Origin of the sequence: Testudinibacter sp. TW-1 (assembly GCF_050613185.1) — a bacterium.
Lineage (GTDB): Bacteria > Pseudomonadota > Gammaproteobacteria > Enterobacterales > Pasteurellaceae > Chelonobacter.
Map to the genome: position 1 here is coordinate 1,069,581 of NZ_CP192511.1, position 23,674 is coordinate 1,093,254.

The 23,674-nt window shown below is 47.7% G+C and carries 21 protein-coding genes; 9 read left to right on the plus strand and 12 right to left on the minus strand.

Annotated elements, in window-relative coordinates:
- Window positions 1-46: 46 nt before the first annotated feature.
- The 5 genes from ACQ31U_RS05230 to ACQ31U_RS05250 are packed head-to-tail and all read right to left on the minus strand — an operon-like array spanning window position 47 to window position 5,404.
- Window positions 47-1,210 (minus strand): iron-containing alcohol dehydrogenase, encoded by a 1,164-nt coding sequence (locus tag ACQ31U_RS05230; RefSeq protein ID WP_431054022.1) that lies wholly within the window; start codon window positions 1,208-1,210, stop codon window positions 47-49.
- Window positions 1,211-1,229: 19 nt separating this feature from the next.
- Window positions 1,230-2,207, minus strand: coding sequence for a hydroxyacid dehydrogenase (locus ACQ31U_RS05235; RefSeq protein ID WP_431054023.1), 978 nt, complete (start codon window positions 2,205-2,207; stop codon window positions 1,230-1,232).
- A gap of 12 nt (window positions 2,208-2,219) precedes the next feature.
- Window positions 2,220-3,095, minus strand: a complete 876-nt coding sequence (locus ACQ31U_RS05240; RefSeq protein WP_431054024.1) for a dihydrodipicolinate synthase family protein — start codon at window positions 3,093-3,095, stop codon at window positions 2,220-2,222.
- 38 nt (window positions 3,096-3,133) lie between these two features.
- Window positions 3,134-4,129 carry a 4-hydroxythreonine-4-phosphate dehydrogenase PdxA gene (gene pdxA, locus ACQ31U_RS05245; protein ID WP_431054025.1) on the minus strand — a complete coding sequence of 332 codons (996 nt, stop codon included), beginning with the start codon at window positions 4,127-4,129 and terminating at the stop codon, window positions 3,134-3,136.
- Entirely contained in the window at window positions 4,130-5,404 is a 1,275-nt protein-coding gene (locus tag ACQ31U_RS05250; protein WP_431054283.1) for a four-carbon acid sugar kinase family protein, read from the minus strand.
- A gap of 208 nt (window positions 5,405-5,612) precedes the next feature.
- On the opposite strand from ACQ31U_RS05250, the gene yqfB reads away from it, so the two are divergent.
- Window positions 5,613-5,927 (plus strand): N(4)-acetylcytidine aminohydrolase, encoded by a 315-nt coding sequence (gene yqfB / locus ACQ31U_RS05255; protein ID WP_431054026.1) that lies wholly within the window; start codon window positions 5,613-5,615, stop codon window positions 5,925-5,927.
- 47 nt (window positions 5,928-5,974) lie between these two features.
- Here yqfB and tkt read toward each other — a convergent pair whose 3' ends face one another.
- The 4 genes from tkt to ACQ31U_RS05275 all read right to left on the minus strand — a co-directional run bounded on the left by tkt (window position 5,975) and on the right by ACQ31U_RS05275 (window position 10,844).
- A complete protein-coding gene (tkt, locus tag ACQ31U_RS05260; RefSeq protein WP_431054027.1) occupies window positions 5,975-7,969 on the minus strand; it encodes a transketolase in 1,995 nt (664 codons plus the stop codon).
- Between the two features lie 130 nt (window positions 7,970-8,099).
- On the minus strand, window positions 8,100-9,074 hold the full coding sequence (dusA, locus tag ACQ31U_RS05265; RefSeq protein WP_431054028.1) for a tRNA dihydrouridine(20/20a) synthase DusA: 975 nt from the start codon (window positions 9,072-9,074) through the stop codon (window positions 8,100-8,102).
- A 23-nt stretch (window positions 9,075-9,097) separates the two neighbouring features.
- Window positions 9,098-10,498, minus strand: coding sequence for a chloride channel protein (locus ACQ31U_RS05270; protein WP_431054029.1), 1,401 nt, complete (start codon window positions 10,496-10,498; stop codon window positions 9,098-9,100).
- Window positions 10,488-10,844, minus strand: coding sequence for a hypothetical protein (locus tag ACQ31U_RS05275; RefSeq protein WP_431054030.1), 357 nt, complete (start codon window positions 10,842-10,844; stop codon window positions 10,488-10,490). Before ACQ31U_RS05275 ends, ACQ31U_RS05270 begins: the two co-directional genes overlap by 11 nt.
- Before the next feature lie 34 nt (window positions 10,845-10,878).
- Between ACQ31U_RS05275 and rsmD the strand changes: the two genes are divergently transcribed.
- The 7 genes from rsmD to ACQ31U_RS05310 all read left to right on the plus strand — a co-directional run bounded on the left by rsmD (window position 10,879) and on the right by ACQ31U_RS05310 (window position 20,445).
- Window positions 10,879-11,508 carry a 16S rRNA (guanine(966)-N(2))-methyltransferase RsmD gene (gene rsmD, locus ACQ31U_RS05280; RefSeq protein WP_431054031.1) on the plus strand — a complete coding sequence of 210 codons (630 nt, stop codon included), beginning with the start codon at window positions 10,879-10,881 and terminating at the stop codon, window positions 11,506-11,508.
- A gap of 154 nt (window positions 11,509-11,662) precedes the next feature.
- The gene (locus ACQ31U_RS05285; protein ID WP_431054032.1) at window positions 11,663-12,241 is read left to right on the plus strand and encodes a restriction endonuclease subunit S; all 579 of its coding nucleotides are present in this window, start codon (window positions 11,663-11,665) and stop codon (window positions 12,239-12,241) included.
- On the plus strand, window positions 12,234-15,431 hold the full coding sequence (locus ACQ31U_RS05290) for a type I restriction endonuclease subunit R (RefSeq protein ID WP_431054033.1): 3,198 nt from the start codon (window positions 12,234-12,236) through the stop codon (window positions 15,429-15,431). Before ACQ31U_RS05285 ends, ACQ31U_RS05290 begins: the two co-directional genes overlap by 8 nt.
- An 8-nt stretch (window positions 15,432-15,439) precedes the next feature.
- Complete coding sequence (locus ACQ31U_RS05295; RefSeq protein ID WP_431054034.1) at window positions 15,440-16,474, plus strand: virulence RhuM family protein; 1,035 nt, start codon at window positions 15,440-15,442, stop codon at window positions 16,472-16,474.
- 23 nt (window positions 16,475-16,497) lie between these two features.
- Complete coding sequence (locus tag ACQ31U_RS05300) at window positions 16,498-17,496, plus strand: virulence RhuM family protein (RefSeq protein ID WP_431054035.1); 999 nt, start codon at window positions 16,498-16,500, stop codon at window positions 17,494-17,496.
- 80 nt (window positions 17,497-17,576) lie between these two features.
- The gene (locus ACQ31U_RS05305; RefSeq protein WP_431054036.1) at window positions 17,577-18,818 is read left to right on the plus strand and encodes a restriction endonuclease subunit S; all 1,242 of its coding nucleotides are present in this window, start codon (window positions 17,577-17,579) and stop codon (window positions 18,816-18,818) included.
- Window positions 18,819-18,846: 28 nt separating this feature from the next.
- Window positions 18,847-20,445, plus strand: a complete 1,599-nt coding sequence (locus tag ACQ31U_RS05310) for a type I restriction-modification system subunit M (protein WP_431054037.1) — start codon at window positions 18,847-18,849, stop codon at window positions 20,443-20,445.
- Here ACQ31U_RS05310 and ACQ31U_RS05315 read toward each other — a convergent pair.
- Window positions 20,442-21,059 carry a restriction endonuclease subunit S gene (locus ACQ31U_RS05315; RefSeq protein WP_431054038.1) on the minus strand — a complete coding sequence of 206 codons (618 nt, stop codon included), beginning with the start codon at window positions 21,057-21,059 and terminating at the stop codon, window positions 20,442-20,444. The genes ACQ31U_RS05310 and ACQ31U_RS05315 overlap by 4 nt on opposite strands.
- A 154-nt stretch (window positions 21,060-21,213) precedes the next feature.
- Between ACQ31U_RS05315 and ACQ31U_RS05320 the strand changes: the two genes are divergently transcribed.
- Window positions 21,214-21,600 (plus strand): restriction endonuclease subunit S, encoded by a 387-nt coding sequence (locus ACQ31U_RS05320; RefSeq protein WP_431054284.1) that lies wholly within the window; start codon window positions 21,214-21,216, stop codon window positions 21,598-21,600.
- 35 nt (window positions 21,601-21,635) lie between these two features.
- Here the strand turns inward: ACQ31U_RS05320 and ACQ31U_RS05325 are convergent, their stop codons facing one another.
- Window positions 21,636-22,565: a site-specific integrase gene (locus ACQ31U_RS05325; protein WP_431054039.1), complete on the minus strand. Its 930-nt coding sequence runs from the start codon at window positions 22,563-22,565 to the stop codon at window positions 21,636-21,638.
- A 133-nt stretch (window positions 22,566-22,698) separates the two neighbouring features.
- Window positions 22,699-23,580, minus strand: a complete 882-nt coding sequence (locus ACQ31U_RS05330) for a DUF808 domain-containing protein (protein ID WP_431054040.1) — start codon at window positions 23,578-23,580, stop codon at window positions 22,699-22,701.
- Window positions 23,581-23,674: the final 94 nt, after the last annotated feature.

Here is a 23,674-nt window from a genome sequence, read left to right on the forward strand (position 1 = left end):
TTTCCTCCTAGTACAATATCAGCATTGTTAATATTTTAAACAGCGGTTATAGTAACTTTTGATAAATGGCTAAAATATCGACTTTAGTCATCTCCCGCGGATTATTATCCAATAAGCGTCTGACCTTAAATGCCGAATCCACCAATTCATCTAAGATTTCTTCATTAATTCCGACCGCACTTAGATCACATTTAATCTCTAAATCGCGGATTAACGCATACAGCTCGTCAATCATCTTTTCAGCCGCTTGCTGTTGTGTGCAGCCTTGCAAATCTAAGCCCATTGCTTGTGCAACGTTAGCAAATTTTTCGGTACAAACCGGTAGATTGAATTTCATCACATCGGCTAATAAAATCGCATTGGATAGTCCGTGTGGAATATGATATTTACCGCCGAGCGGGTAAGAAAGCGCATGTACCGCCACGGTGCTCGACGTTGCAATGCAGGCACCGCCTAAAAACGAGCCTAGTAACATATTTTCACGCGCGGTTATATTTTTTCCGTCATTGAACGCAGTGCGGATATTTTGTGCAATCAGTTCAATGGCTTTTAACGCGAACATATCGCTGAACGGGCTGGCTTTTTTAGAGATATAGCATTCGATGGCATGACACAACGCATCAATACCGGTGTTGGCGGTAATGCTTTTCGGTAAGCCGAGCGTCAATTCCGCATCTAAAATGACGCTGCTTGCCACCAATTTTTCATCGACAATCCCGATTTTGAGTGCTTGTTCCGTATCCAATACAATTGAGTTTTGGGTCGCTTCGGAACCGGTTCCCGAGGTTGTCGGCACCATTAAGGTTGGCAGACTGCGTTGGATAAATTTTTTCTGGCCGGAGGTCACTTTTTTTAACGAAATATCCTGATTACGTAGCATTAATGCGACCAGTTTTGCCGTATCCATCGCACTGCCGCCGCCAATACCGATCACCATATCCGCATTGAATTTCACCGCTTCATTGAAAATATGATTGACCGCTTCCAGCGGCGGCTCCGGTGGTACATCGCTGATAATATGCACGGCAATGCCGGCTTGTTCTAGAATCCGTTGCGGCTTGGCGGTTAAACCGGCTTTAAACACACCGGTATCGGTAATGAGCACTACGTTTTTTGCGTTATAGCCTTGGGCAACGTCGGCGATTTGTGTGATAGAACCTGCGCCGCCGATTACTTTGCTTGGATTAAATAAAGAATAAATACCTGACATTTTGTTGTTTCCTTGTTGTTTATTTGTTCCATCTCGGATGGTTATACACTTCCGGATTACAAACGTTTTCCCAACGTTCACCGTTGAGCACCGCAAGTACGCCTTCGGCTGCCATTGTTGCCACTCCGGAAGCCGCCTCTTTGGTTTGCCCTGCCATATGTGGCGAAACGGTGACATTATCTAATTCAAATAACGGGGCGGTGGTGTCTACCGGTTCAGAAGCAAACACATCCAAACCTGCGCTATGGATCAGCCCTTTTTCCAAGGCGACGGTTAATGCCGCTTCATCAACTACCTCGCCTCTGGCACAATTGATCAGAATCGTGTTCGCCGACATCCAGTCGATCTCTTGTGCGCCGATTAAATTGCGTGTTTCGGGAGTGAGCGGTACGTGAATGGAAATGACGTGAGATTGCTTGATGGCTTCATCTAACTGAGAACAATAGAAGTAACCTTCTTTTTCAATGGTTTCCCGGCTCACAAACGGATCATAAACTTTGACTTGCATCCCGATTGCGCTCGACATCTGTGCCAAAATCGAACCGATCCGACCATAACCAATCAGCGCCAATGTTTTGCCGTTCAGTTCATAGGCTTTGTAGCTGCTGCGAATAGCAAAATTGCCTTTGCGCATTTCTTTATCAGAGCGGATCAAATCCTTTGCGCAGGCAAACATCAGGGCAAAAGCGTGCTCCGCCACGGATCGCGTGTTTGCGCCCGGCGCAATCACGACCGGAATCCCCAGTTCGGTTGCGGTTTTAACATCAACATCATCAACTCCGACACCGGGTCTGCCAATGACTTTTAAATTCTTTGCTTGCAGCATGGTTTGACGATCAATCGAACCGATCCGGATAATCAAACCGTCGGCATCGAGTAACTCCGGCAGCATTGCCGCCGGAGAGCCATCATTAGTAATCGCAATTTTCGTATTCGCTTGTTCTAAAATTGCCATGCCATCATCGTGTAAGCGATGGGAAATAACGACTTTTTTCATTGTGTTTCCTCGTTATTCGTACAATTTAAAGACTGCTTGCAGTGCCTGATCAATGGTTGGATTTGCGCAGTTTGACGGTTCCCGTGCCGGGCCGACATTATGACCGCGCAGTTGCGCCGCGCGTTTCACCACTGAGTTCGGATTGCCCATTTGCATTACGTTACGGAAATCACGGATTTTTTTCTGTGACGTATTGGCTTTTTCGAAATCGCCTTGTTTCCAGTATTCGTAGATTTCAACCATCAGTTCCGGGAAAACGTTGGAACAGCCGCTGATTGCGCCGGTGCCCCCAGCCAGTAACGTCCAAAGAATCGAGGAGTCATTGCCCGCCATCACGCTTAAACGCGGATCAGTATTCTCAATGTATTTCAGTGAATTATCGAAGTTTCCGCTGCTGTCTTTGATCCCGATGATGTTGTCAAATTCAGCCAGTTTTTTCAGGGTTTTATAGTCGATATTGTTGCCGGTGCGTGCCGGAATGTTATACAGCAGAATTGGCGCCGCCACGTTTTTCGCAATAGTGCTGAAATGACGATATAGGTCATCTTGTGAAACCGAGACAAAATAAGGCGAAATAATCGACAGGACATCGACACCTAAATCCATTACTTGTTTGGAAAATTCGATCGTTTCTTTGGTGGTGACGCAACCGGTGCCGACATAAACCGGCACGCGACCGTTAACCGCTTCGATTGCGGTTTTGATCACGTCCAATTTTTCTTGCCGGTTAAAGGCGTAAAATTCGCCGTTGGTACCCAACGGAAAAATCCCGTGAATTCCGGCGTTGATCAGATATTCAATAAATTCTTTATAAGCACCCGGATTAAATTTTTCGTTTTCATCTAAACTGGTTAAAACGGGAGCGATAATGCCTTCTGGTTTAAACATAATAATTTCCTCATGTGATTTAACATAACTTGTTGTGATTAGGCATATTTCACATTTGCCATTTTGGCGCCTAAATAGAGTGCTTCGGTCATGCTGCGACTATCGGCAATGCCTTGACCGGCAATCGGGAAGGCGGTGCCGTGATCAACCGAAGTGCGGATAAACGGCAAGCCGACCGAGACATTCACGCCGCTATCGAAGCCTAATAATTTGAGTGGGATATGACCTTGGTCGTGATACATCACCACGACAATATCGAACTCATTCAAATTCGCCGCGCGGTGGAATACCGTATCCGGCGCGATCGGCCCGATCACATTAATGCCTTGCGCTTGCGCTTCTTTCACTGCCGGTGCGATCTCTTTTTCATCTTCGTCGCCAAACATGCCGTTTTCACCGGCATGCGGATTCAAACCGGCAACGGCAATTCTCGGTTGTTTGAAACCGAGCATTTTGATATTTTCATCGGCAAGCTGGATAACCTTCATCACGCGCTCTTTTTTCACCAAATCACAGGCTTGGCGCAGTTGGATATGGGTGGTGACGTGAATGACATTCAGTTTTTCGCTGGCTAACAACATGGAGAAATCTTTAGTTTTGCTCAGATAGGCGAGAATTTCGGTATGACCGGGGAACATTTTTCCACCGGCGTGTAACGCCTCTTTATTCAATGGAGCAGTGACAATCGCATGGATTTTGCCTTGCATGGCATATTCAACCGCTCTTTCGACATACTCGTAAGCGGCTTTTCCGGCGCGGGCATCCACTTGGGCGAACGGCAAATCTGCCGGTAAATTATCCAGATCAATCATATCAATGGTGCCGAATTCACTTTTGGTATCTTCGATCTGCTCAATCACCCGCAGTTTTAAGGCAGAGTGAACAATTGCTAAGGCTCTTTGCATGATTTTTTTATCACCGATCACAACCGGGCGAGCCAATTCATAGATTCTTTTATCTTCCAAGGCCTTAATGATCACTTCAGGGCCGATACCTGCCGCGTCTCCCATCGTAATGCCTAATACTGGTTTCATTTAACGCTCCTTATTTGGTGTATTCCGAATAAAATTAATGACTTTCTCAAAAACGCCCGGGGAACCGAATCCCCCGGCTTTGGTGATGATCGGGATGTCGTGAAGTGCGGTATGCGGCAAATAGCCGAATGGCACCCCGCTTTCAATCTCTCCGGCGATACGGTAGTGTTCCGCCTGCAACGCTTGCGCCACGCCAATCGCAATATCGCCGCCGGTGAGAACCAAGCCGGCAAGGCGGTGGTCGATTCGTTGTAACGTGGTGTTTACTATGTCGGATAATAATGAGCAAATTCGCTCACCCAATTGTGCCCTGGTTAACGTCAGTTGTTTGCATAACGCGTTGATACCTTGTCGCGCTTGTTGGCTGCTGTCGGTTTTGAACAGGACGGTTTGCTTGTCGGTAAGTTGTGCGTAAAGTTGATCGATTAGCCGACTGCGATAGCCGTTATCCGTCAAAAGCGGTTCTATTTTGACTTCAATCAACTGTGCCAAATTCCGCTCCAGCAGGTATTCGGCTTGCTTCGCACTAGCCTCACTCATTGACGCGACCACAAACAATAGCGCGGAGCTGTCGACGTATTCACGATAGAGCGTGTCGGGCAAAAAAGCAGCTAATCCCGACGAACCGGCGATAATATATGATTCATCTATTTGCTTGATTATATTGCTGATTAATGCAAAATCTTGATTTTTTTCCGCATCGAAAGTGAACAGGCATTGCGTGGATTGCGCCATCTTTTGCCGCAGATAATCCATGCAGTCAGCACTTCTTAACATTTCCAATTCTATTTCAATAATCGGAAGTGCGGTCTGGCTGGCGAGAATTTCACTCACGCGCGAAGAATAAATCGGCGTTTTCGGATCGGTTGCGAATTCGGTGTCAGTCAGCGGTACGCCGGCAAGATAGCAGATACCGTTTCGTACCGTTCTTCCGGCGTCGGGTAATGCCGGACAGAAAAAAACCGCCTGCCTGCCGGAGGCATTCAGCGCCGCTTCTAGCTCGGCACCGACATTGCCGCGCAGGGTGGAATCGGTTTTTTTATAAATTGTGAGTGCGGCGGTTTGGTAAGCCGCAACAACCGCACTTACCCGTTCGGCGGCTTGCTGGCTGCGGAGTGCACGGCTGTCGGTATTGACAACAATCACATCGGCTTGTGCCGGGTGGCCTTTGTTTTGCCAGTTTAATGCAACATCGACCGTGGCTTGCTTGTTGCAAAACTGAACGCCGGTATCATTGGCTCCGGTAAAGTCGTCTGCAATCACCAACATTTTCATTCTGCTCAATCGCCTCATTTGTTTCTGGATGTGAAGGATTATAGCGAGAACATCCGGCTAAAACTTTGTGCCAGATCACAAATTTGATTATTTGCAATCTTTTTGATTTAAAATAATCAAATATTATTTTTTTAAGTATGCCTTATAAGTTTGTTTTTCTATTGGATTCTGCATAAAATATAACAATCTATTTTTATCGGAACCCCAAATGACACCAACCCAAATCACCTTTTTCGAACGTTTTGAAACCAATATTCTCAACGGCAGTAAGACCATTACGATTCGCGATCAGAGCGAAAGCCACTATCAGCCGAACTCGGTGGTTGATGTGTTGACTTACGAAAGCCAACGCTGGTTTGCACAAATTCGGATTCTGTCCGTCAATGCCATTCGTTTTGACGAATTAAACGAAGAACACGCCCGGCAGGAAAATATGACGCTGGAGGCGCTGAAAACGGTAATCAGCGAAATTTATCCTAATGAAACCGCACTTTGGGTTTTAGAGTACGAATTGGTGAAATAAAAAAATCCCTGCCGAACAGCAGGGATCTCATTGTGATTAAGGCGAAATTATAAAATTTCTTTCGCTTTCGCCACCACGTTTTCCACGGTGAAACCGAACAGTTTGAACAGTTGATCGGCCGGAGCGGATTCGCCGAAGCTGTTCATGCCGATGATACGGCCGTCGAAGCCGACGTATTTGTACCAGAAATCGCTGATACCGGCTTCGATTGCCACGCGTTTGGTCACCGCACTTGGCAACACCGATTCACGGTAAGCGGTATCTTGCGCGTCAAACACGTTGCTGGACGGCATTGAAACCACGCGTACTTTTTTACCTTCCGCGCTCAATTGTTCCGCTGCTTTCACCGCCAGTTCCACTTCAGAACCGGTGGCAATCAAGATCAAATCCGCCGTGCCGTCGCAATCTTTCAACACATACGCCCCGCGCGCGACGTTGGCTAGCTGTTCCGCATTGCGTTCCATTTGCGCTAAGTTTTGGCGGGTGAAAATCATTGCACTCGGGCCGTCTTTGCGCTCAACCGCCGCTTTCCACGCAATTGCCGATTCCACTTGGTCGCAAGGGCGCCAAGTTTGCAGGTTCGGGATCAAGCGCAATGCGGCGGTTTGTTCGACCGGCTGGTGGGTCGGACCGTCTTCGCCCAAGCCGATGGAATCGTGGGTGTAAACGAACAGCACGCGTTGTTTCATCAATGCCGCCATACGCACAGCATTATGGGCGTATTCCATAAACATCAGGAAAGTTGCGCCGTAAGGAATGAAACCGCCGTGTAAGGCAATGCCGTTCATGATTGCCGACATGCCGAACTCACGCACGCCGTAGTTGACGTAGTTGCCATCCACGATATTGGCGCGGATCGGTTTTGAACCCGACCATAAAGTTAAGTTTGAACTTGCCAAGTCGGCTGAACCGCCTAAGAATTCAGGCAATAATGGCGCAAAGGCTTCAATCGCGTTTTGTGAGGCTTTACGGCTGGCGATGGCGGCAGGATTGGCTTGCAATTTTTCGATAAAGGCTTGTGATTCCGCCGCCCAGTTTGCCGGCAGATCGCCGTTCACGCGGCGTTTGAATTCTGCGGCTAATTCGGGATAAGCGGCTTGGTAAGCGGCGAATTTTTCATCCCAGGCTTTTTCCGCCGCTTGTCCTTTGGCTTTTGCGTCCCACTCGGCGTAAATCTCGGTAGGGATTTCAAATGCCGCGTGCGCCCAGTTTAATGCTTTGCGGGTTAAGGCGATTTCTTCGTCACCCAACGGTGCGCCGTGGCTGTCGTGGGAGTTGGATTTGTTCGGCGAACCGTAACCGATAATGGTTTTACAGATAATCAAGGTCGGCTTGCCGGTTTCCGCTTGCGCTTGTTCAACCGCACTTTTCACCTGTGCCGCGTCGTGTCCGTCAATCGCAGGGATTACTTGCCAGCCGTAGGCTTCGAAGCGTTTCTGCGTGTCGTCGGTGAACCAGCCGTCAACATGACCGTCAATCGAAATATTGTTGTCGTCGTAGAAGGCAATCAGTTTGCCTAAGCCCAGCGTACCGGCAAGAGAACAGGCTTCGTGCGAAATCCCTTCCATCAAACAGCCGTCGCCCAAGAAGACATAGGTGTGGTGATCAACGATGTTGTGACCGTCACGGTTGAATTGCCCGGCTAAGGTTTTTTCCGCCAGCGCCATACCGACTGCGTTGGTGATCCCTTGTCCCAACGGACCGGTGGTGGTTTCCACGCCCGGTGCGTAGCCGTATTCCGGGTGTCCCGGGGTTTTGGAATGCAGTTGGCGGAACTGTTTTAAATCGTCGATCGACAAATCATAGCCGCTCAAATGCAACAGGCTGTAGATCAACATTGAGCCGTGTCCGTTCGACAGCACGAAACGATCGCGGTTTGCCCAGCTTGGGTTGGTCGGGTTATGCACTAAAAAATCGCGCCATAACACTTCGGCAATGTCCGCCATGCCCATCGGTGCGCCCGGGTGTCCGGATTTTGCTTTTTGTACGGCGTCCATACTTAAAAAACGGATCGCATTTGCCAATTCTTTGCGTGAAGCCATGTGATTCTCCTGTTCAAAATAGAAATAATTATTTGCCAAAAAATAGTTTGTTGAGTTTACACCAATCTGGGGATAAATGTGGATAGATAATCTCAATGACTTAAATTTCAAAAACTTTTTGTGATCGATCTCACACTTCTTCGACCAATGAAAGTGCGGTTTCGACCACCTCAACGCCGGCACCTGTTTTGTGCGCCTTTTCGCTGAGGTAACGCCGCCATAGCTTGGCGCCTTTGCAGCCTTGAAATGCCCCGACCATGTGCCGCGTGATATGGTTTAAATGCGTGCCGGCGCTCAGTTCTTTTTCAATATACGGCAACATTTTTTCCACCGCCTGACGCGGGGTCACCACCGCACTTTGCGGATCGAACAACGTTTGATCGATAAATCCGAGCAGACTTGGATTTTGGTAGGCTTCGCGCCCGACCATCACTCCATCGACAAACTGCAAATGGCGTAACATTTCGTCAAGGGTTTTAATCCCGCCGTTAATGGCGATTTTTAACTGCGGAAAGTCGCGTTTCAGTTGATAAACCCGTGCGTAATCCAGCGGCGGAATTTCACGGTTCTCTTTCGGGCTCAGCCCCGACAGCCACGCCTTGCGCGCGTGAATGGTCAATTCCTGACAACCGGCTTGATTTACTTTTTGTACAAAATCACACAGAAAGTCATAACTGTCGAGATTATCAATCCCAATCCGCGTTTTCACCGTCACCGGAATCGAAACCGCACTTTGCATTTGCGCCACGCAATCCGCCACCAAATCGGCTTTTGCCATTAGGCACGCGCCGAAAAAGCCGTTTTGCACCCGATCCGACGGGCAGCCGACATTCAGATTGATTTCGTTATAGCCGTATTGTTCGGCTTTTTGCGCACAAAGTTTGAGCTGCGCCGGATCACTGCCGCCCAATTGTAACGCCACCGGCTGTTCGCCTTGATCGTAAAGCAGGTGATCGTATTTGGCGTGAATAATCGCACCGGTGGTAATCATTTCGGTGTAAAGCAACGCATGGCGGCTGAACTGGCGGTGAAAATAGCGGCAATGGCGCGTGGTCCAGTCCAACATCGGGGCGACCGAAAAACGGGCGCGGTAGTGAGTGTGCATAAAGTAAATAAATATCCTGTCGTTTAAGTCGGTTGATTGGTTTGCGTGACGGCGGCGGCTTTGTTGCTCTCTTCTTGAATCCGTTGCCGAAAGCGGCTGGCGGCAAGATGGTAAAACGGTTTCGGGCAGAACTGGCGCGAAACCAACGACGCCAATAAGCAACACACCAGCAACCAAAATAGCACCGGCTGGCTGCCGGTCATTTCCATTACCACCACACTGGCGGTGACCGGTGATTGGGTTGCCGCCGCTAAAAACGCCGCCATGGAAAGCAAGACTAACAAGCGTTGATCGACTGCGCCGCCGGTCATTTCCCAAATTTGTGCCCCCAAAGCCGCGCCGGCGGTCAGTGCCGGGGTGAAAATCCCGCCGGCGATCCCTGCCCAATAGGTTGCCACCGTGGCAAATAATTTGGCAACGCCCAAGCCTTCGATAGACAACGGTGCGTTATGTAATAAATGGGTGACCACATCATAACCGGTGCCGTAGGTCGCGCCTTTCGAGTAACTGCCTAATGCAGCCAAAACCACTCCCAGCAGGGCGGCGATCCATAACGGATGGCGCCGAATCCAACCGCGCCAACGCGCAGGGGAATATGTCGCCAAACCTTTCGCCAATAAGCGGGCAAAGATACCGCCGAAAAAGCCGCATACGGCGGCACAGAGTAAGACCCAAAGATACAAGTGCGGTACGTCCGTGGCGCCGCTGTACTGCGGAAAATAGGGATTGTTGCCCATCAACGCCACTTGTATAAAGCCCGTCGCCAAGACGCCGAGCAGTACGAGCCGTTCCCAACGCAGCAGCATTCCGCGTCCCAGTTCCTCAATCGCGAAAATCACGCCGGCTAGCGGCGCGTTAAACGCGGCAGCCAAACCGCCCGCCGCCCCGGTTGCCATCAATTCGTTGCTGCTTAAGCCTTTGAATGCCAAATTGTGTTTACGACAAAAATTGCCCCATGCCAACATCACCGCCGCGCCGACTTGAACCGACGGCCCTTCGCGCCCGACCGAAGCACCGATCAACATGGCGAAAAAGGTGAGCGGAATTTTCCATAAGGTTTGCCCGAAGGCGACTAGGCGGGTTTTGTTGCCGCCGTGCGGTAAGGAAATGCTGGCAATCACTTGCGGAATGCCGCTGCCGGAAACATAAGGGGTGTACTTGGTGGTGAACCAAGCGAGCGTGACCATGCCGAGCGGCAACAGCAGCCAGACCAATAACGGATATTTTGCCGCCCAGTGGGCGTTCCATTCCAACCCTAATTCTGCCAATAACGCAAAGCCCAATGAGAACAACGCCACCCAGCCTGCACCGATCAACAGACAGGCAAATTCCACGCTTTTACGCGACAAACGCCAAGTTTGATGCGTTTTATGCCGTAGATAAAACCGCACTTTACGCAGGAAATGAGAAAAATTAGGCAACATGGGATTTTTTCAGCCGATTGAATAAAGCTAAATTATAACTGAAAAACCGGTAAGAAACAGTGCTAAAAGCACAAGTGCGGTATGGGATAAGCAAAACCGCACTTGGAGATGGGTGGAATGTCGCTTTAATGGCAATTTTTACTGTTGTCGCAGCCGCAACATTTATCACAATTCGGCAGGGCGGATTTTTCCCCGGATAAACAATGGTTGCCGCAATAATCAAGGTAACCAGAATAGATTCAAACATTTTTTTGAAACATTCGGTGCCGGGTACTCGAATTTTAACGGCTGTTTGAAAAATCAGCGGCTCGATAAGGAAACATCCCTTTTTACGGCGAAATGACATACACTATTGTCATTCTGTTATAAGGAACGCCATCATGAAAAAACCGCAAGCCAACGCGTTTAACGCCATCAAAAAAAGCCAGGGCAAACCACCCGCCAGTAAAAACAAAGGCGAAGTGCGGATCATCGCCGGTCTTTGGCGCGGGCGTAAATTGCCGGTGTTGCACAGCCAAGGCTTACGCCCGACTACTGACCGAATTAAAGAAACGTTGTTTAACTGGCTAATGCCGTATATCGTCGGCGCACGTTGTCTGGATTGCTTTGCCGGCAGTGGCAGCTTGGGTTTTGAGGCATTATCGCGCCAAGCAAGTGCGGTTCAATTTTTCGAATTGGGCAAAGCCGCTGCCAAGCAGTTGCAGCAAAATCTACAACGACTGGATTGCAGCAAGGGTTTAATCCAACAAGGCAACACCCTGCAACTGCTCGCCAATGGCAATCCGCATGCGCCGTTTGATATTGTGTTTCTCGACCCGCCGTTTCAACAAGGGTTGCTTGCGCCGACTTTAGAAGCATTAAACCACGGCAATTGGCTGGCTGCCGACGCCTTGGTTTATGTTGAAAGCGAAAAGCAACTGGGCGAGATTAATGTACCGCCAAATTGGCAACTGCTGAAAGAGAAAATCGGCGGCGAGGTGTGTTTTCGGTTGTATCGGAATGGGATATAAAAAATAGTAATGTAATCAGAAGGCATTTTTCAATATTATACGATCACCATTTTTGTAATTTCAAAAAACTACAAATAAAAAGATTGACTGCATAAGATGAACGGCGTATGCTGATTTTAATTTGTAATTAATTAAAATCACTTTTTGGTTTGACATGAAAAAACTCAGCGATTATGTGCAATTCGGTAGCGGCTCGCCTCAATTCCGGGTTACGGAATCAACAGATAGCAGCGCGCCGGTGTACATCTGGTATGCCCAGCACCATCTTGCCGCCGATTTGTCCGGCATGGCGACGATGCCGTCTGAAAGCAAAAGCGTTGCCACCTTCGACAAGGTTTGTCTGCTGGCTAGCGGAGATGTGGTGTTCAGCCTGATTTCCGGCAAAGCGGCAATGGTTGGTGAGCAACATGGCGGCATGATTCAAACGCAAAATTACATCAAGCTGCTGCCCGAACAAGGTCTGGATGCCGCATTTTTGGTGTATCTGTTGAATGAAAACCGCCACATCAAAAAGCAATGGGCAGCGGCTTTGCAGGGGTCAAGTGTGTTGAAATACACCTTGGCGCAGCTCAAAGCCCTGACCCTGACCGCACTTCCCCCTTTGGAAAAGCAAAAAATCATCGGCAATATTTACCTGATGCAGCAGCGCCTGCAAGCATTGAAACAGCAGGCAGCCGAACGGCAGACCCAACAGATTAATCTCTTACTGGCAGGAGCAAGCGAGCATGAATGAACGCCAATTTGAAACCGAACTGATCCAATATTTGAGCCACGGCGTGATCCGCCGCCCTGAGAATGCCAATACCATTGCCGAGCCGCAGGCGGAATATTTTGCCACCAAACGCTGGCGTTATCACCCCGAAATCAAAACCACCGAAGATTTATGGCAGAACTTCAAAAAGATTCTCGAACAGCACAACCAAAATACGCTGGAACACCCGTTGAGTGTAATGGAATTCAATCAGGTGAAAAAGATTATTTCCGATTTGTATACACCCTATCAGGCAGGGCAATTCCTCTACGGCATGAACGGCGTTTCACAAATCGAGATTGATTTGGATGACGGCCGTCATGTTTTTTTGACCGTGTTCGACCAAAAACAAGTTGGCGCAGGCGACACCGTCTATCAGGTGGTGAATCAAATCCAACGTCCGGCACGCATCAACGGCAAGCAAAACCGCGTGTTCGACACCACCTTGCTGATCAACGGCTTGCCGATTATTCAGATTGAAGAAAAGCGCGACACCCTCGATGTGAACGATGCCCTGAACCAGATGCACCAATATATCGATGAGGGGCAATACCGCGATATTTTTTCCACTCTGCAAATTCTGGTCGCCCTCACGCCCAACAACGCCAAATACATGGCAAACACCACTGTCGACAAATTCAACAAAGATTTCGCCTTCAACTGGCAACACCGCGACAGCAACGCCATCGTGCGCGATTGGCGTGCTTTTGCCGATGCCATGCTCAGTATTCCGATGGCGCACCAAATGGCAACCAATTATATGATTTTGGACGGCACTAAAAACAAGCAAATGCTCAAAGTGATGCGCCCGTATCAGGTGTATGCCACCCAAAACATCATCAGCCGTCTGAAACAAGTGGATTTCGAATTCGGCAACAACAAGGTCGGCTATATCTGGCACACCACCGGCAGCGGCAAAACCATCACCAGTTTCAAAACCGCCTGGCTTGCCAGCCGTATGCCGCGCGTGGACAAAGTGGTGTTTGTGGTCGACCGCATTGCGCTCACCCGTCAGACCAGCGAAAACTACCAAGCCTACGATCCCGACGGCGATGTCGGCGAATTGGTGAAAAGCGGCGTGGTCAAAGACACCAACAACACCAGCGATTTGAGCCGCAAGCTCAAAAGTAAGGGCAACGACATTATCGTCACGTCGGTACAAAAACTTGACACCCTGATCAAACGCAAGCGCTTTGTCGCGCCTGATAAAAACATCGTTTTTATCGTCGATGAAGCGCACCGCTCCACCGGCGGCGACAGTTTCAAAGCAATTCAGGCAGCCTTCAAGCGTTCCGCCTGGATCGGCTACACCGGCACGCCGATGTTTGACGACACGACCAAAGGCCTGCGTACCGAAGACATTTTCGGTCCGTTACTGCATGCTTACACCATTCGCGAAGCCATTGCCGACCGCAATGTGTTGGGCTTCAAAGTCGATTTTGAAACCACCATCGACGAAGTGCAGATGAAAAACAAATACCTGCCCGAATTTTATAAAGTGCGGTATCCGAAATGGAGCGAGCAGCAAATCGCCGACAAAATCGCCAACCTAAGCCAAGAAGATATGGACGATGCAGTCGAGTCGAGCTTTTACGACGAAAATGCCGACCATGTGAAGCTGGTGGTGGCGGATATTTTCAAAAACTGGCGCAACCGCTCCAACGACGGCAAATACAACGCCCTCTTCACCACCCACGTCGGCGGCGGCAAAGCCAGCACGCCGATGGCAATGATGTATTTCCGCGAGTTTCAACGCGTCAACACGGAAAACCAAGCCGCCGGATTGCCGACCCTGAAAGTGGCGGTCACCTTCAGCCTCAATACCAGCAACAACGACAGTATGCTTGAAAGCAACCGCGGTTTGCATGAAGCGATTGAGGCATATAACCGGCAATTCGGCACTCAATTTGCAATGGACGATGTGGCGCGCTACACCCAAGATGTCACTAGCCGTCTGAATAAATCCGCCGCCGACAAGCAATTTCTCGATTTGGTGATCGTAGTCGATCAACTACTGACCGGCTTTGACGCGCCCGAACTTAACACGCTTTATGTAGACCGCACTTTGAAAGGTGCGGGCTTAATTCAAGCCTATTCGCGCACCAACCGCATTGCCGACATGAAAGAAAAACCGTGGGGACGCATCGTCAATTACCGCTGGCCGGCGCACAATGAAAAGCTGATGAACGATGCGCTCGCCATCTATGCCAACAAGGATTCGGCGATTCTCTCGCCCGACGAGCAGCGCCAAAGCAACCAAAAAGACGGCTTGCTGGCAAAGCCCTTTCATGAAGTGTTGGCAGAGGTGAAAGCCACCGTGCAAAAAATCGGCGGAATGACTGACGATTTCAATCAATTACCGCCGTCTGAAAAAGCCAAAGAACAAATGGTCGATTTGCTGCGCGACTACAACAACGGCATGTCCAAACTCAAGCAATACAACCCCGAAGCAGGCGAAATCGGCTTTGATTACGACCAGCCCGATGTCTTGCTCGCCGCCTTGGGCATCACCGCCGAGCAGGAAAAAATGCTCACCACCGTGCTGGCAAACGAATTGAAACAGCACTTGGCAGAGAGTAAAAAAATCCCGCTGCACCAAATCGAATTGCGCATGACCCATGTGAAAGACGTCAAAATCGATTACGACTACCTCACCGCGCTGGTCGAGCGGCTGCTCAACGAAGTGCACGAACAGAAAATGGCAGAAGCCGAGCAAACCCGCGCCGAAATCACCCGCTTTGCCAATGGTTTGGAAGATCGTGGTTACGCCAGCACCATCATCCATGCCGCCACCGCCATTTTCAACGGCAGCTACCCGACTGAAGCCGACAACATCACCTATCCCGTGCGCAACCTGCAATCGAGCGAACAGATTATCCAGGCAGCCAGCAATGTCAGCCTCGACCGCACTTTCCTCGATTTCCGGGTGAAATGGGGCATTACCGACATCATCAGCAGCGCACAAATGCGCGAACTGTTTTCCAAACACCAATACGGCGTGCAAGACCTCGACGGCAACGGTCAAATCCGCGACCTGATTGCCGAAGCGCGCAAAGACTACCGTACGTTGGCGCACGACCAAACAGTACAACAATTAAGCAAAATCCGTTACGGCAACGATTTACGCGCGGCGATTTACGAATTGGCAGACCGCATGACGGAACAGCACTAGGGAAAACCATGAACGAAATGCAGAAAGACAACTTCATTATCTACAACACCGACGACGGCAAAAGCAACGTAGCCTTGTTTGTGCAGGGCGACAATATTTGGTTAAGCCAAGCCCGGCTTGCCGAACTTTTTGACACCTCCGTGCAAAATATCGCCTTGCACATCAAAAATATATTGGAAGACAAAGAGTTAAATGAGTTTTCAGTTATCAAGGATTACTTGATAACTGCCACCGATGGCAAGCAATACAAGGTAAAGCATTATGCCTTGGAGATGATTTTGGCGGTCGGATTCCGTGTGCGTAGCTCCAGAGGGGTGCAGTTCCGCCGTTGGGCAAATCAGCATTTGCAAAGCTATCTGCAAAAAGGCTTTTTGATTGACAGCGAACGTTTGAAAAATCCGAATGGCAGACCGGATTACTTTGACGAACTGCTTGAACAGATTCGCGATATCCGAGCCAGCGAAATGCGGTTTTATCAAAAAATCCGTGATCTGTTCAAACTGTCGTCAGATTACGACCCCGGCGATAAAGCCACCGAGATGTTTTTTGCCGAAACCCAAAACAAATTGCTGTATGCCGCCACAGGCAAAACAGCGGCAGAGCTGGTGTGCAGCCGTGCCGATGCCAATCAGCCCAATATGGGTTTGCAGGCATGGAAGGGCAAAGTGGTTCGCAAAGGCGACATCATCATTGACAAAAACTACCTCAATGCCGATGAAATCGACACCCTAAACCGCTTGAGCACCATCTTTTTGGAATCCGCCGAATTGCAGGTGAAAAACCGCCGTGATTTAACCCTTGCCTATTGGCGCAACAATGTAGAGCAATTATTGGCATTTAACGGCTTTGAGATATTGGCAGGCAAAGGCTCGCGCAATCGCGAGCAGATGAAATCACTGGCAGCCGCCCAATACGAACTATTCGATACCGCCCGCAAACAATGGCAGGCAGCACAAGCCGAAGCGGAAGATGTCATATTGCTGGATGAAGTGCATAGCGAATTAAAAAACCGTTTGGTTAAAAAAACGGACAACGTGAATTAAATGCAATGATGAGAAAATGTTAAATGAGCAACCAAATTATTATTTACAACACCGAAGACGGCAATGCGGCGATTTCTCTGCGCTTGCAAGATGGCACGGTATGGCTGAACCAACTGGAAATCGCCGAGCTGTTCCAAACCAGCAAGCAAAACATCAGCAAACACATCAAAGCAATTTTTGCCGATGGGGAGTTATCTGAAAAAGTGGTTGTCAACTATCAGTTGACAACCACTGCTCACGGCGCAATGGCTGATAAAGTTCAACGAAAACAAGTTGCCTACTACAATCTCGATATAATTTTAGCCATCGGCTACCGCGTGCGTTCGGTGCGCGGCGTACAGTTCCGTCACTATGCCAGCAATGTATTGAAAGACTATCTGGTTAAAGGCTTTGCCATGGATGACAGCCGTTTGAAAGAATTGGGCGGCGGCGGGTATTTCAAAGAGCTGTTGGCTCGGATTCGAGACATTCGCTCCAGTGAAAAAGTATTTTATCGTCAGATCTTGGATTTATTCGCCACCAGTCAGGATTATGACGGCAAAAGCGAAACTGCCAAGCAGTTTTTTGCTACTGTGCAAAACAAAATGCACTACGCCATTCATCAACACACCGCTGCAGAATTGATTTATTCCCGCGTGGATAATGATCAGGATTTTATGGGGCTGACCACCTTTAAAGGTGAGCTACCAACACTGAAAGAAGCCAAAACCGCCAAAAATTATCTCTCCGAAAAAGAACTGAAAGGGCTGAATCAGCTTGTTTCCGGTTATCTGGATTTTGCCGAACGCCAAGCCGACAGAGAGATTGCCATGACCATGCGAGACTGGATTGCCCATGTTGATACTATCCTGACCGCCACCGGCGAAACGCTTTTAACCGGTAAAGGCAATATTTCCCATCAGCAGATGGAGAAAAAAGTGGAAGCAGAATATCAAAAATTCCAAGCCAAAACCCTCAGCCAAGTGGAGCGGGATTATTTGAGCAATTTAAAAATTTTGGAAAATGCCGTAAAAAAAACATAACGTAGGGTGGGTCTTGACCCACCAATTAACCACAATGATTTTGAAATGGTGGGTCAAGACCCACCCTACATGGAGTAACAATGAACACAAAAAACAACGCTGTGCCAAAACTACGCTTCCCCGACTTCACTGACGCTTGGGAACAGCGAAAGTTAAATCAAATCTCCAGCAAGGTAACTCAAAAAAATACAGATGGCGTATATATTGAAACATTTACCAATTCAGCAGAATTTGGAATAGTCAGTCAAAGAGATTTCTTTGATAAAGATATTTCCAATTCAAGTAATCTTAATGGCTACTATGTAGTAAAGCATAATGATTTTGTCTACAACCCAAGAATATCGAATTCAGCACCTGTTGGACCAATAAAACGGAATAAACTGGGTAGAACTGGCGTAATGTCACCACTTTATTATGTTTTCAGAACAGACGGCATTGTGCATGAGTTTTTAGAAACCTATTTTAGTAGTAATCATTGGCATAGGTTTATGGAAGAAAATGGCGATACCGGTGCACGAGCAGATCGTTTTGCCATCAAAGATAAATTATTTGCCCAAATGCCTATCCCATTTCCTATTCACGAAGAACAAACCGCCATCGGCAACTTTTTCAAGCAGCTGGACGAGGCTATCGCTTCTCATCAGCGTAAGTATGAGCGAATGAAAAAACTCAAGCAAAGTATGCTGCAAAAAATGTTTCCGAGAGACGGAGAGGCATTTCCGGAGCTTAGATTCCCGAATTTTACGGACGCTTGGGAACAGCGAAAGTTGGAATTGCTGGCAAGTTTTACTAAAGGGAATGGTTATTCTAAAGGAGATTTAACCAATAAAGGATTTCCAATCATTTTATATGGCAGACTTTATACTAAATATCAATCAGTAATTAATGAAGTTGATACTTTTGTTTCCAATATATTGAGTTCTACAATTAAAAGTAGCGGTAAGGAAGTTATTGTTCCTGCATCTGGAGAAACGGCTGAAGATATTGCTAGAGCATCAGCTGTTATAAAACAAGATGTTATTTTAGGTGGAGATTTAAATATTATTACTCCTTTACCAATTATTAATCCTATTTTTTTAGCTCTAGTGCTTTCCTATGGGAGGCAACAGAGAGATTTAGCTAAATGCGCTCAGGGAAAATCTGTTGTTCATTTAAGAAATAATGATTTGAAAGAAGTAAATCTGATATATCCCACTCTTGCCGAACAAACCGCCATCGGCAACTTTTTCAAGCAGCTGGACGAGGCTATCGCTTCTCATCAACGTAAACTGGAACATATGCAGACCCTGAAAAAGGGCTTGTTACAACAAATGTTCGTATAAACAATAAGATAAAACGGAGTATTAAAAAATGAGTAACAATCTGCAAGACATCACTTCCAAACTTTGGGCAATGGCCAATGAACTTCGCGGCAATATGGACGCGTCGGAATACAAAAACTATATCTTGGCATTTATGTTTTACCGCTATTTGTCTGAGCGACAAGAAGACTATCTGACAAAGAATGAAGTATTGGAGTTGGAAGCCGGAAAATCCATCAATGAGTTGTATCGGGCGCAGGCAACCGCCGATGAATTGGACGACTATCTGCAAGATATTTCGGCCTCCTTGGGTTATGCCATCAATCCGGAAAATACTTGGGCGTCGCTGATGGACAAAATCAACAACAGCGAAATGATCCCAAGCGATTACCAAGCCTTGTTCGACAGCTTTAACAAAAATTCCGAACTCAACAAAGAAGCCTATGCCGATTTCAGCGGCTTGTTCAACGACATCAATTTGGGTGATTCACGCTTGGGTAATTCCACCACCGCACGCGCCAAGGCATTGAATGGTATTGTCAAACTGGTGGACAGCGTGCAATACAAAAGCGACGACGGCAAAGATATTCTGGGCGAAATCTACGAATACTTGATTGGTCAGTTTGCGGCATCAGCAGGCAAAAAAGGCGGTGAATTCTACACACCTCACCAAGTCAGCAAAATTTTGGCAAAGCTGGTGACGCAAAATGCAGCCGAATCGAAAGAAGCCTTTTCGGTTTATGATCCGACCATGGGCTCGGGCTCGCTGTTGCTGACCGTGCGCGCCGAATTGCCCGGCGGTGAAAAAGAGGGGGCAATCCGTTTCTACGGACAAGAGCTGAACACCACCACCTACAACTTGGCGCGCATGAATCTGATGATGCACAATGTCGGTTATTACAATATGACCCTGCACAATGCCGATACGCTGGAAGGCGACTGGCCGGACGGCCCCGACGACAAAGGCGTGGATCAGCCGCGCGCTTTCGATGCCGTGGTTGCCAATCCGCCCTATTCCGCGAAATGGGACAATGCCGACACCAAACTGAAAGATCCGCGCTTTGCACCTTACGGCAAGCTCGCACCGGCTTCCAAAGCCGACTATGCCTTTATCCAACACAGCCTTTATCACTTGAACGACAACGGCACGATGGCGATTGTGCTGCCGCACGGTGTGCTGTTCCGTGGTGCGGCAGAAGCGCATATCCGCCAAACCATTATTGAAAAAAACCAGCTCGATACGGTGATCGGCCTGCCTGCCAATTTGTTTTACGGCACCAGCATTCCGACCGCCATTTTGGTATTCAAGAAAAACCGCCAAACCAAGGATATTTTATTTATCGATGCCAGCAACGAGTTTGAAAAAGGCAAAAACCAAAACAAATTAAGCGATGAGCATATCGACAAAATCGTAAATGCTTATCAGGCACGGCAAAGCATCGACAAATACGCCCATCTCGCCACATTGGAAGAAATCAAGGCAAACGACTTCAACCTGAATATCCCGCGCTATGTGGATACCTTTGAGGAAGAAGAGCAAATCGACTTGGACGAGGTGTTGCGGCAATTGGCGGAAGATAACCGCGAAATTGCGGAATTAGAGCAGAAAATCCATGAACAGCTGAGATTGCTGGGCGTGAATATCTAGTTTGAAAATGCTTTGAAAGCCATTGCCGGTGCGGTTGCGGCAATGGCCTTTTTAATGGCTAAGAGCAATGGAGACTGACGTTGATGAGAAGCGATAGCCTCGTCCAGCTGCTTGAAAAAGTTGCCGATGGCGGTTTGTTCGGCGATAGTTGGCAGTAATATTTCCTGGTTTTTAACAAGATCTGAATTTAAATTTATCTGGCTTCCAGGCTGACCATATCGTTGCCAATTACTTCTAAACATCTCTAACCATTGAAACATAAATTCACGTTCAAATTTAGGATTTTGAAATATTAAAAAACCATCGTGTACACCTGTACTAATGTAATTCACAACAGGCTTGCCAACCGTCGCCGCAATACTTAATAGCAAGTGCGGTTCGGTCAAAACGCGTGTTTTTTCTTGCCCTAATTTTGATATTCGTTGTTCTAATTGATAGATTCGCCCATTCTGCTCTGTTACATCAGATATTCTCAGCCAACCAACGTTACTTGTGTCATCAAACCATTTAGGATCTTGTATAGGACGTGGGCTAGCCCCTCGCACTATATCCGCCACATCCCCCAACTTTCGCTGTTCCCAAGCGTGTGTGAAATGGTTCTGAAAATCTATCATTAAAAATACACACGCTTGGGAACAGCGAAAGTTTGAAGCCGTATGGGAAAAATCAAGTGAGAAGAATTCAAGTTTACGATTTTCATCAGATACTGTTATATCTGTCGCTCAAATGAAACTAGTGCCGAATGAGCGAGAATCATCAGATGATTACATGAGAACCTATAACATTCTCCACTATGGAGATATTGCTTTCGAGGGAAATAAATCGAAAAACTTTTCCTTTGGCAGATTTGTTCTGAATGACTTGAGAGATGGAATAGTATCTCATGTATTTAATGTATATAGACCTAAAGTTGACATGGATGTAAGTTTCATGAAGATTTACATCAACAATGAAAGTGTAATGAAACATATTCTTGTTAAAGCAACAACAAAAACATTGATGATGACAACTTTAAATACAAAAGATATTGCCAAACAAAATTTATTAATTCCTGATATTCATGAACAAAAATTGATCGGCAACTTTTTCAAACAGCTGGATGAGGCTATCGCTTCTCATCAACGTCAGTCATCCTATATTAAGACTGGGAAATAATCAGAATAGGGCGGGTCTATACCCGCCGGAATTAACTAGCAAAGTCCAGCCAAATGGCGCATCACAATATCGGTATCTTGATTCTCAAGCTCTTGAATAATATGGATATAGGTATGCTGGGTAGTGGTCATGCTTGAATGTCCCAGCCGACGGGCAACACTGGCAATCGACACACCCGCAAATAGCAATAGCGAAGCATGGGTATGGCGCAAACCGTGAATGGTAATCGCGGAAACCTTGGCTTTTTGGCACAAACGGGTCAGGATGCCGTTGATGGTGGAATTGTAAACCGCTGTTTGCCGGTGAAAAATCGGTTGTTCGGGCGGCATATTTTTGACTAATTGGGAAAACTGAATCACCGTCTGCCAGTCAATTTGGATTTTGCGCACCGAAGAGCGGTTTTTGGTGGGTGAAAAACCGCCGTTTTCTTTGTAATTCCAGGTTTTATTGACTTGCAATGTTTGGTGGGCAAAATCAAAATCCGCAGGAGTAATCGCCAAGGCTTCGGAAAAACGCATGCCGGTCTTGGCAATCAGCAAAATAAACCATTCCCAGTTCAGCATCGGCGGCAAGTTCAAGCTGTTGAGCAGGGCTTGCAGTTCAAATTGATTCAGGTATTTGATTTTTTTGCCTCTGGGTGTTTTGCCTTTGATGATTGCTTTACGGGTAGGATCACTTTCAATCAGCCCTTCATCAACGGCATCAAGAATCGCCCCTTTCAGTTGATGATGAAAATCAAGGGTAGTTTGTCTTTCGTGAGTTTGCGCATAATCATTTAAGAGTTTTTGGTAACTGATTCGGCTTAAATCCTTTACCTGAAGTGTTGGCGCAAGCAGTTTAATCCAATATTGCGTTGCCTGATATTTTTTCATAGTAACCAGGCGGATTGCCCCCTCTTTATAAGTGGCTACCCAATCATTAAAGTAGGCGGAAAAAAGCTGTAGTGATCGTTGTGAATTTTGCATAAGGAAATTCTCCGTATTGAGCCTCGAATTAAGGCACTAAATTATAGGCATATTTTTCTTATGCTTGTTGAAAGCAAAAGTGCGGTCAGATCACAGATGACTAACCGCACTTTGCCTTGTTGCACGAAATAAGTTAATGCGTCGCGGGCTTTTTGCCAAACAACGAAGTGAAGGTCGCCACCACCGCCAGCACCAATGCGCCGCAGGCAACGCCGATCAGCAAGGCGGCAAGGTTGAATTGCCAGCCGTCGAGCCAGTGCATTTGTTCCAGCCAGTGGTGGATCAAGCCGAAGTTGTGGGCGATAATGCCGCCGCCGACCAAGAACATCGCTAATGTGCCGACCACGCTTAACAGGCGCATAAAGTGCGGCATTACGGCAATGATCCCACGCCCGATGGCTTGGCTGACCGCACTGGGTTTGCGCATTAGCCAAAAGCCGAGGTCGTCCAGTTTGACAATCCCGCCGACCAAACCGTACACCAACACCGTCATGCCGAGTGCGATAGTGGACAGCACTAACGCTTGGGTCAGCAGATTGTAATCACTGACCATGCCGAGGGCGATGGTGACGATTTCCGCCGACAGAATAAAATCGGTGCGGATTGCGCCTTTGATTTTTTCTTGCTCTTGCTCCGGGGTCATCTCGCCGCTGACCGCACTTTCATTCTCGTCATGTTTATGCAGCAATTTATGAAAAATTTTCTCCACGCCTTCAAAACAGAGATAAGCACCGCCAATCATCAATAAATAGGGAATGGCGACCGGGAAAAAGGAGGAAATCAGCAGTGCTAACGGCACTAAAATCACTTTATTCCAAAACGAGCCTTTCGCCACCGCCCACACCACCGGTAATTCGCGTTCGGCTTTGACGCCGGCAACCTGATTGGCGTTTAATGCCAAGTCATCCCCGACCACGCCGGCGGTTTTCTTGGCGGCAACTTTGGTCATTAGCGCGACGTCATCCAATACCGCAGTAATATCATCTAACAGTGTAAAAAGAGAGGCAAATGCCATAAAAAATCCTTGTATTGTGACAAAATAATGGAGAAAAAACGCGCAAACTATAACCGTTTCAGGTTGAAAAAGAAAGAGGCGCCCCCTTGCTATT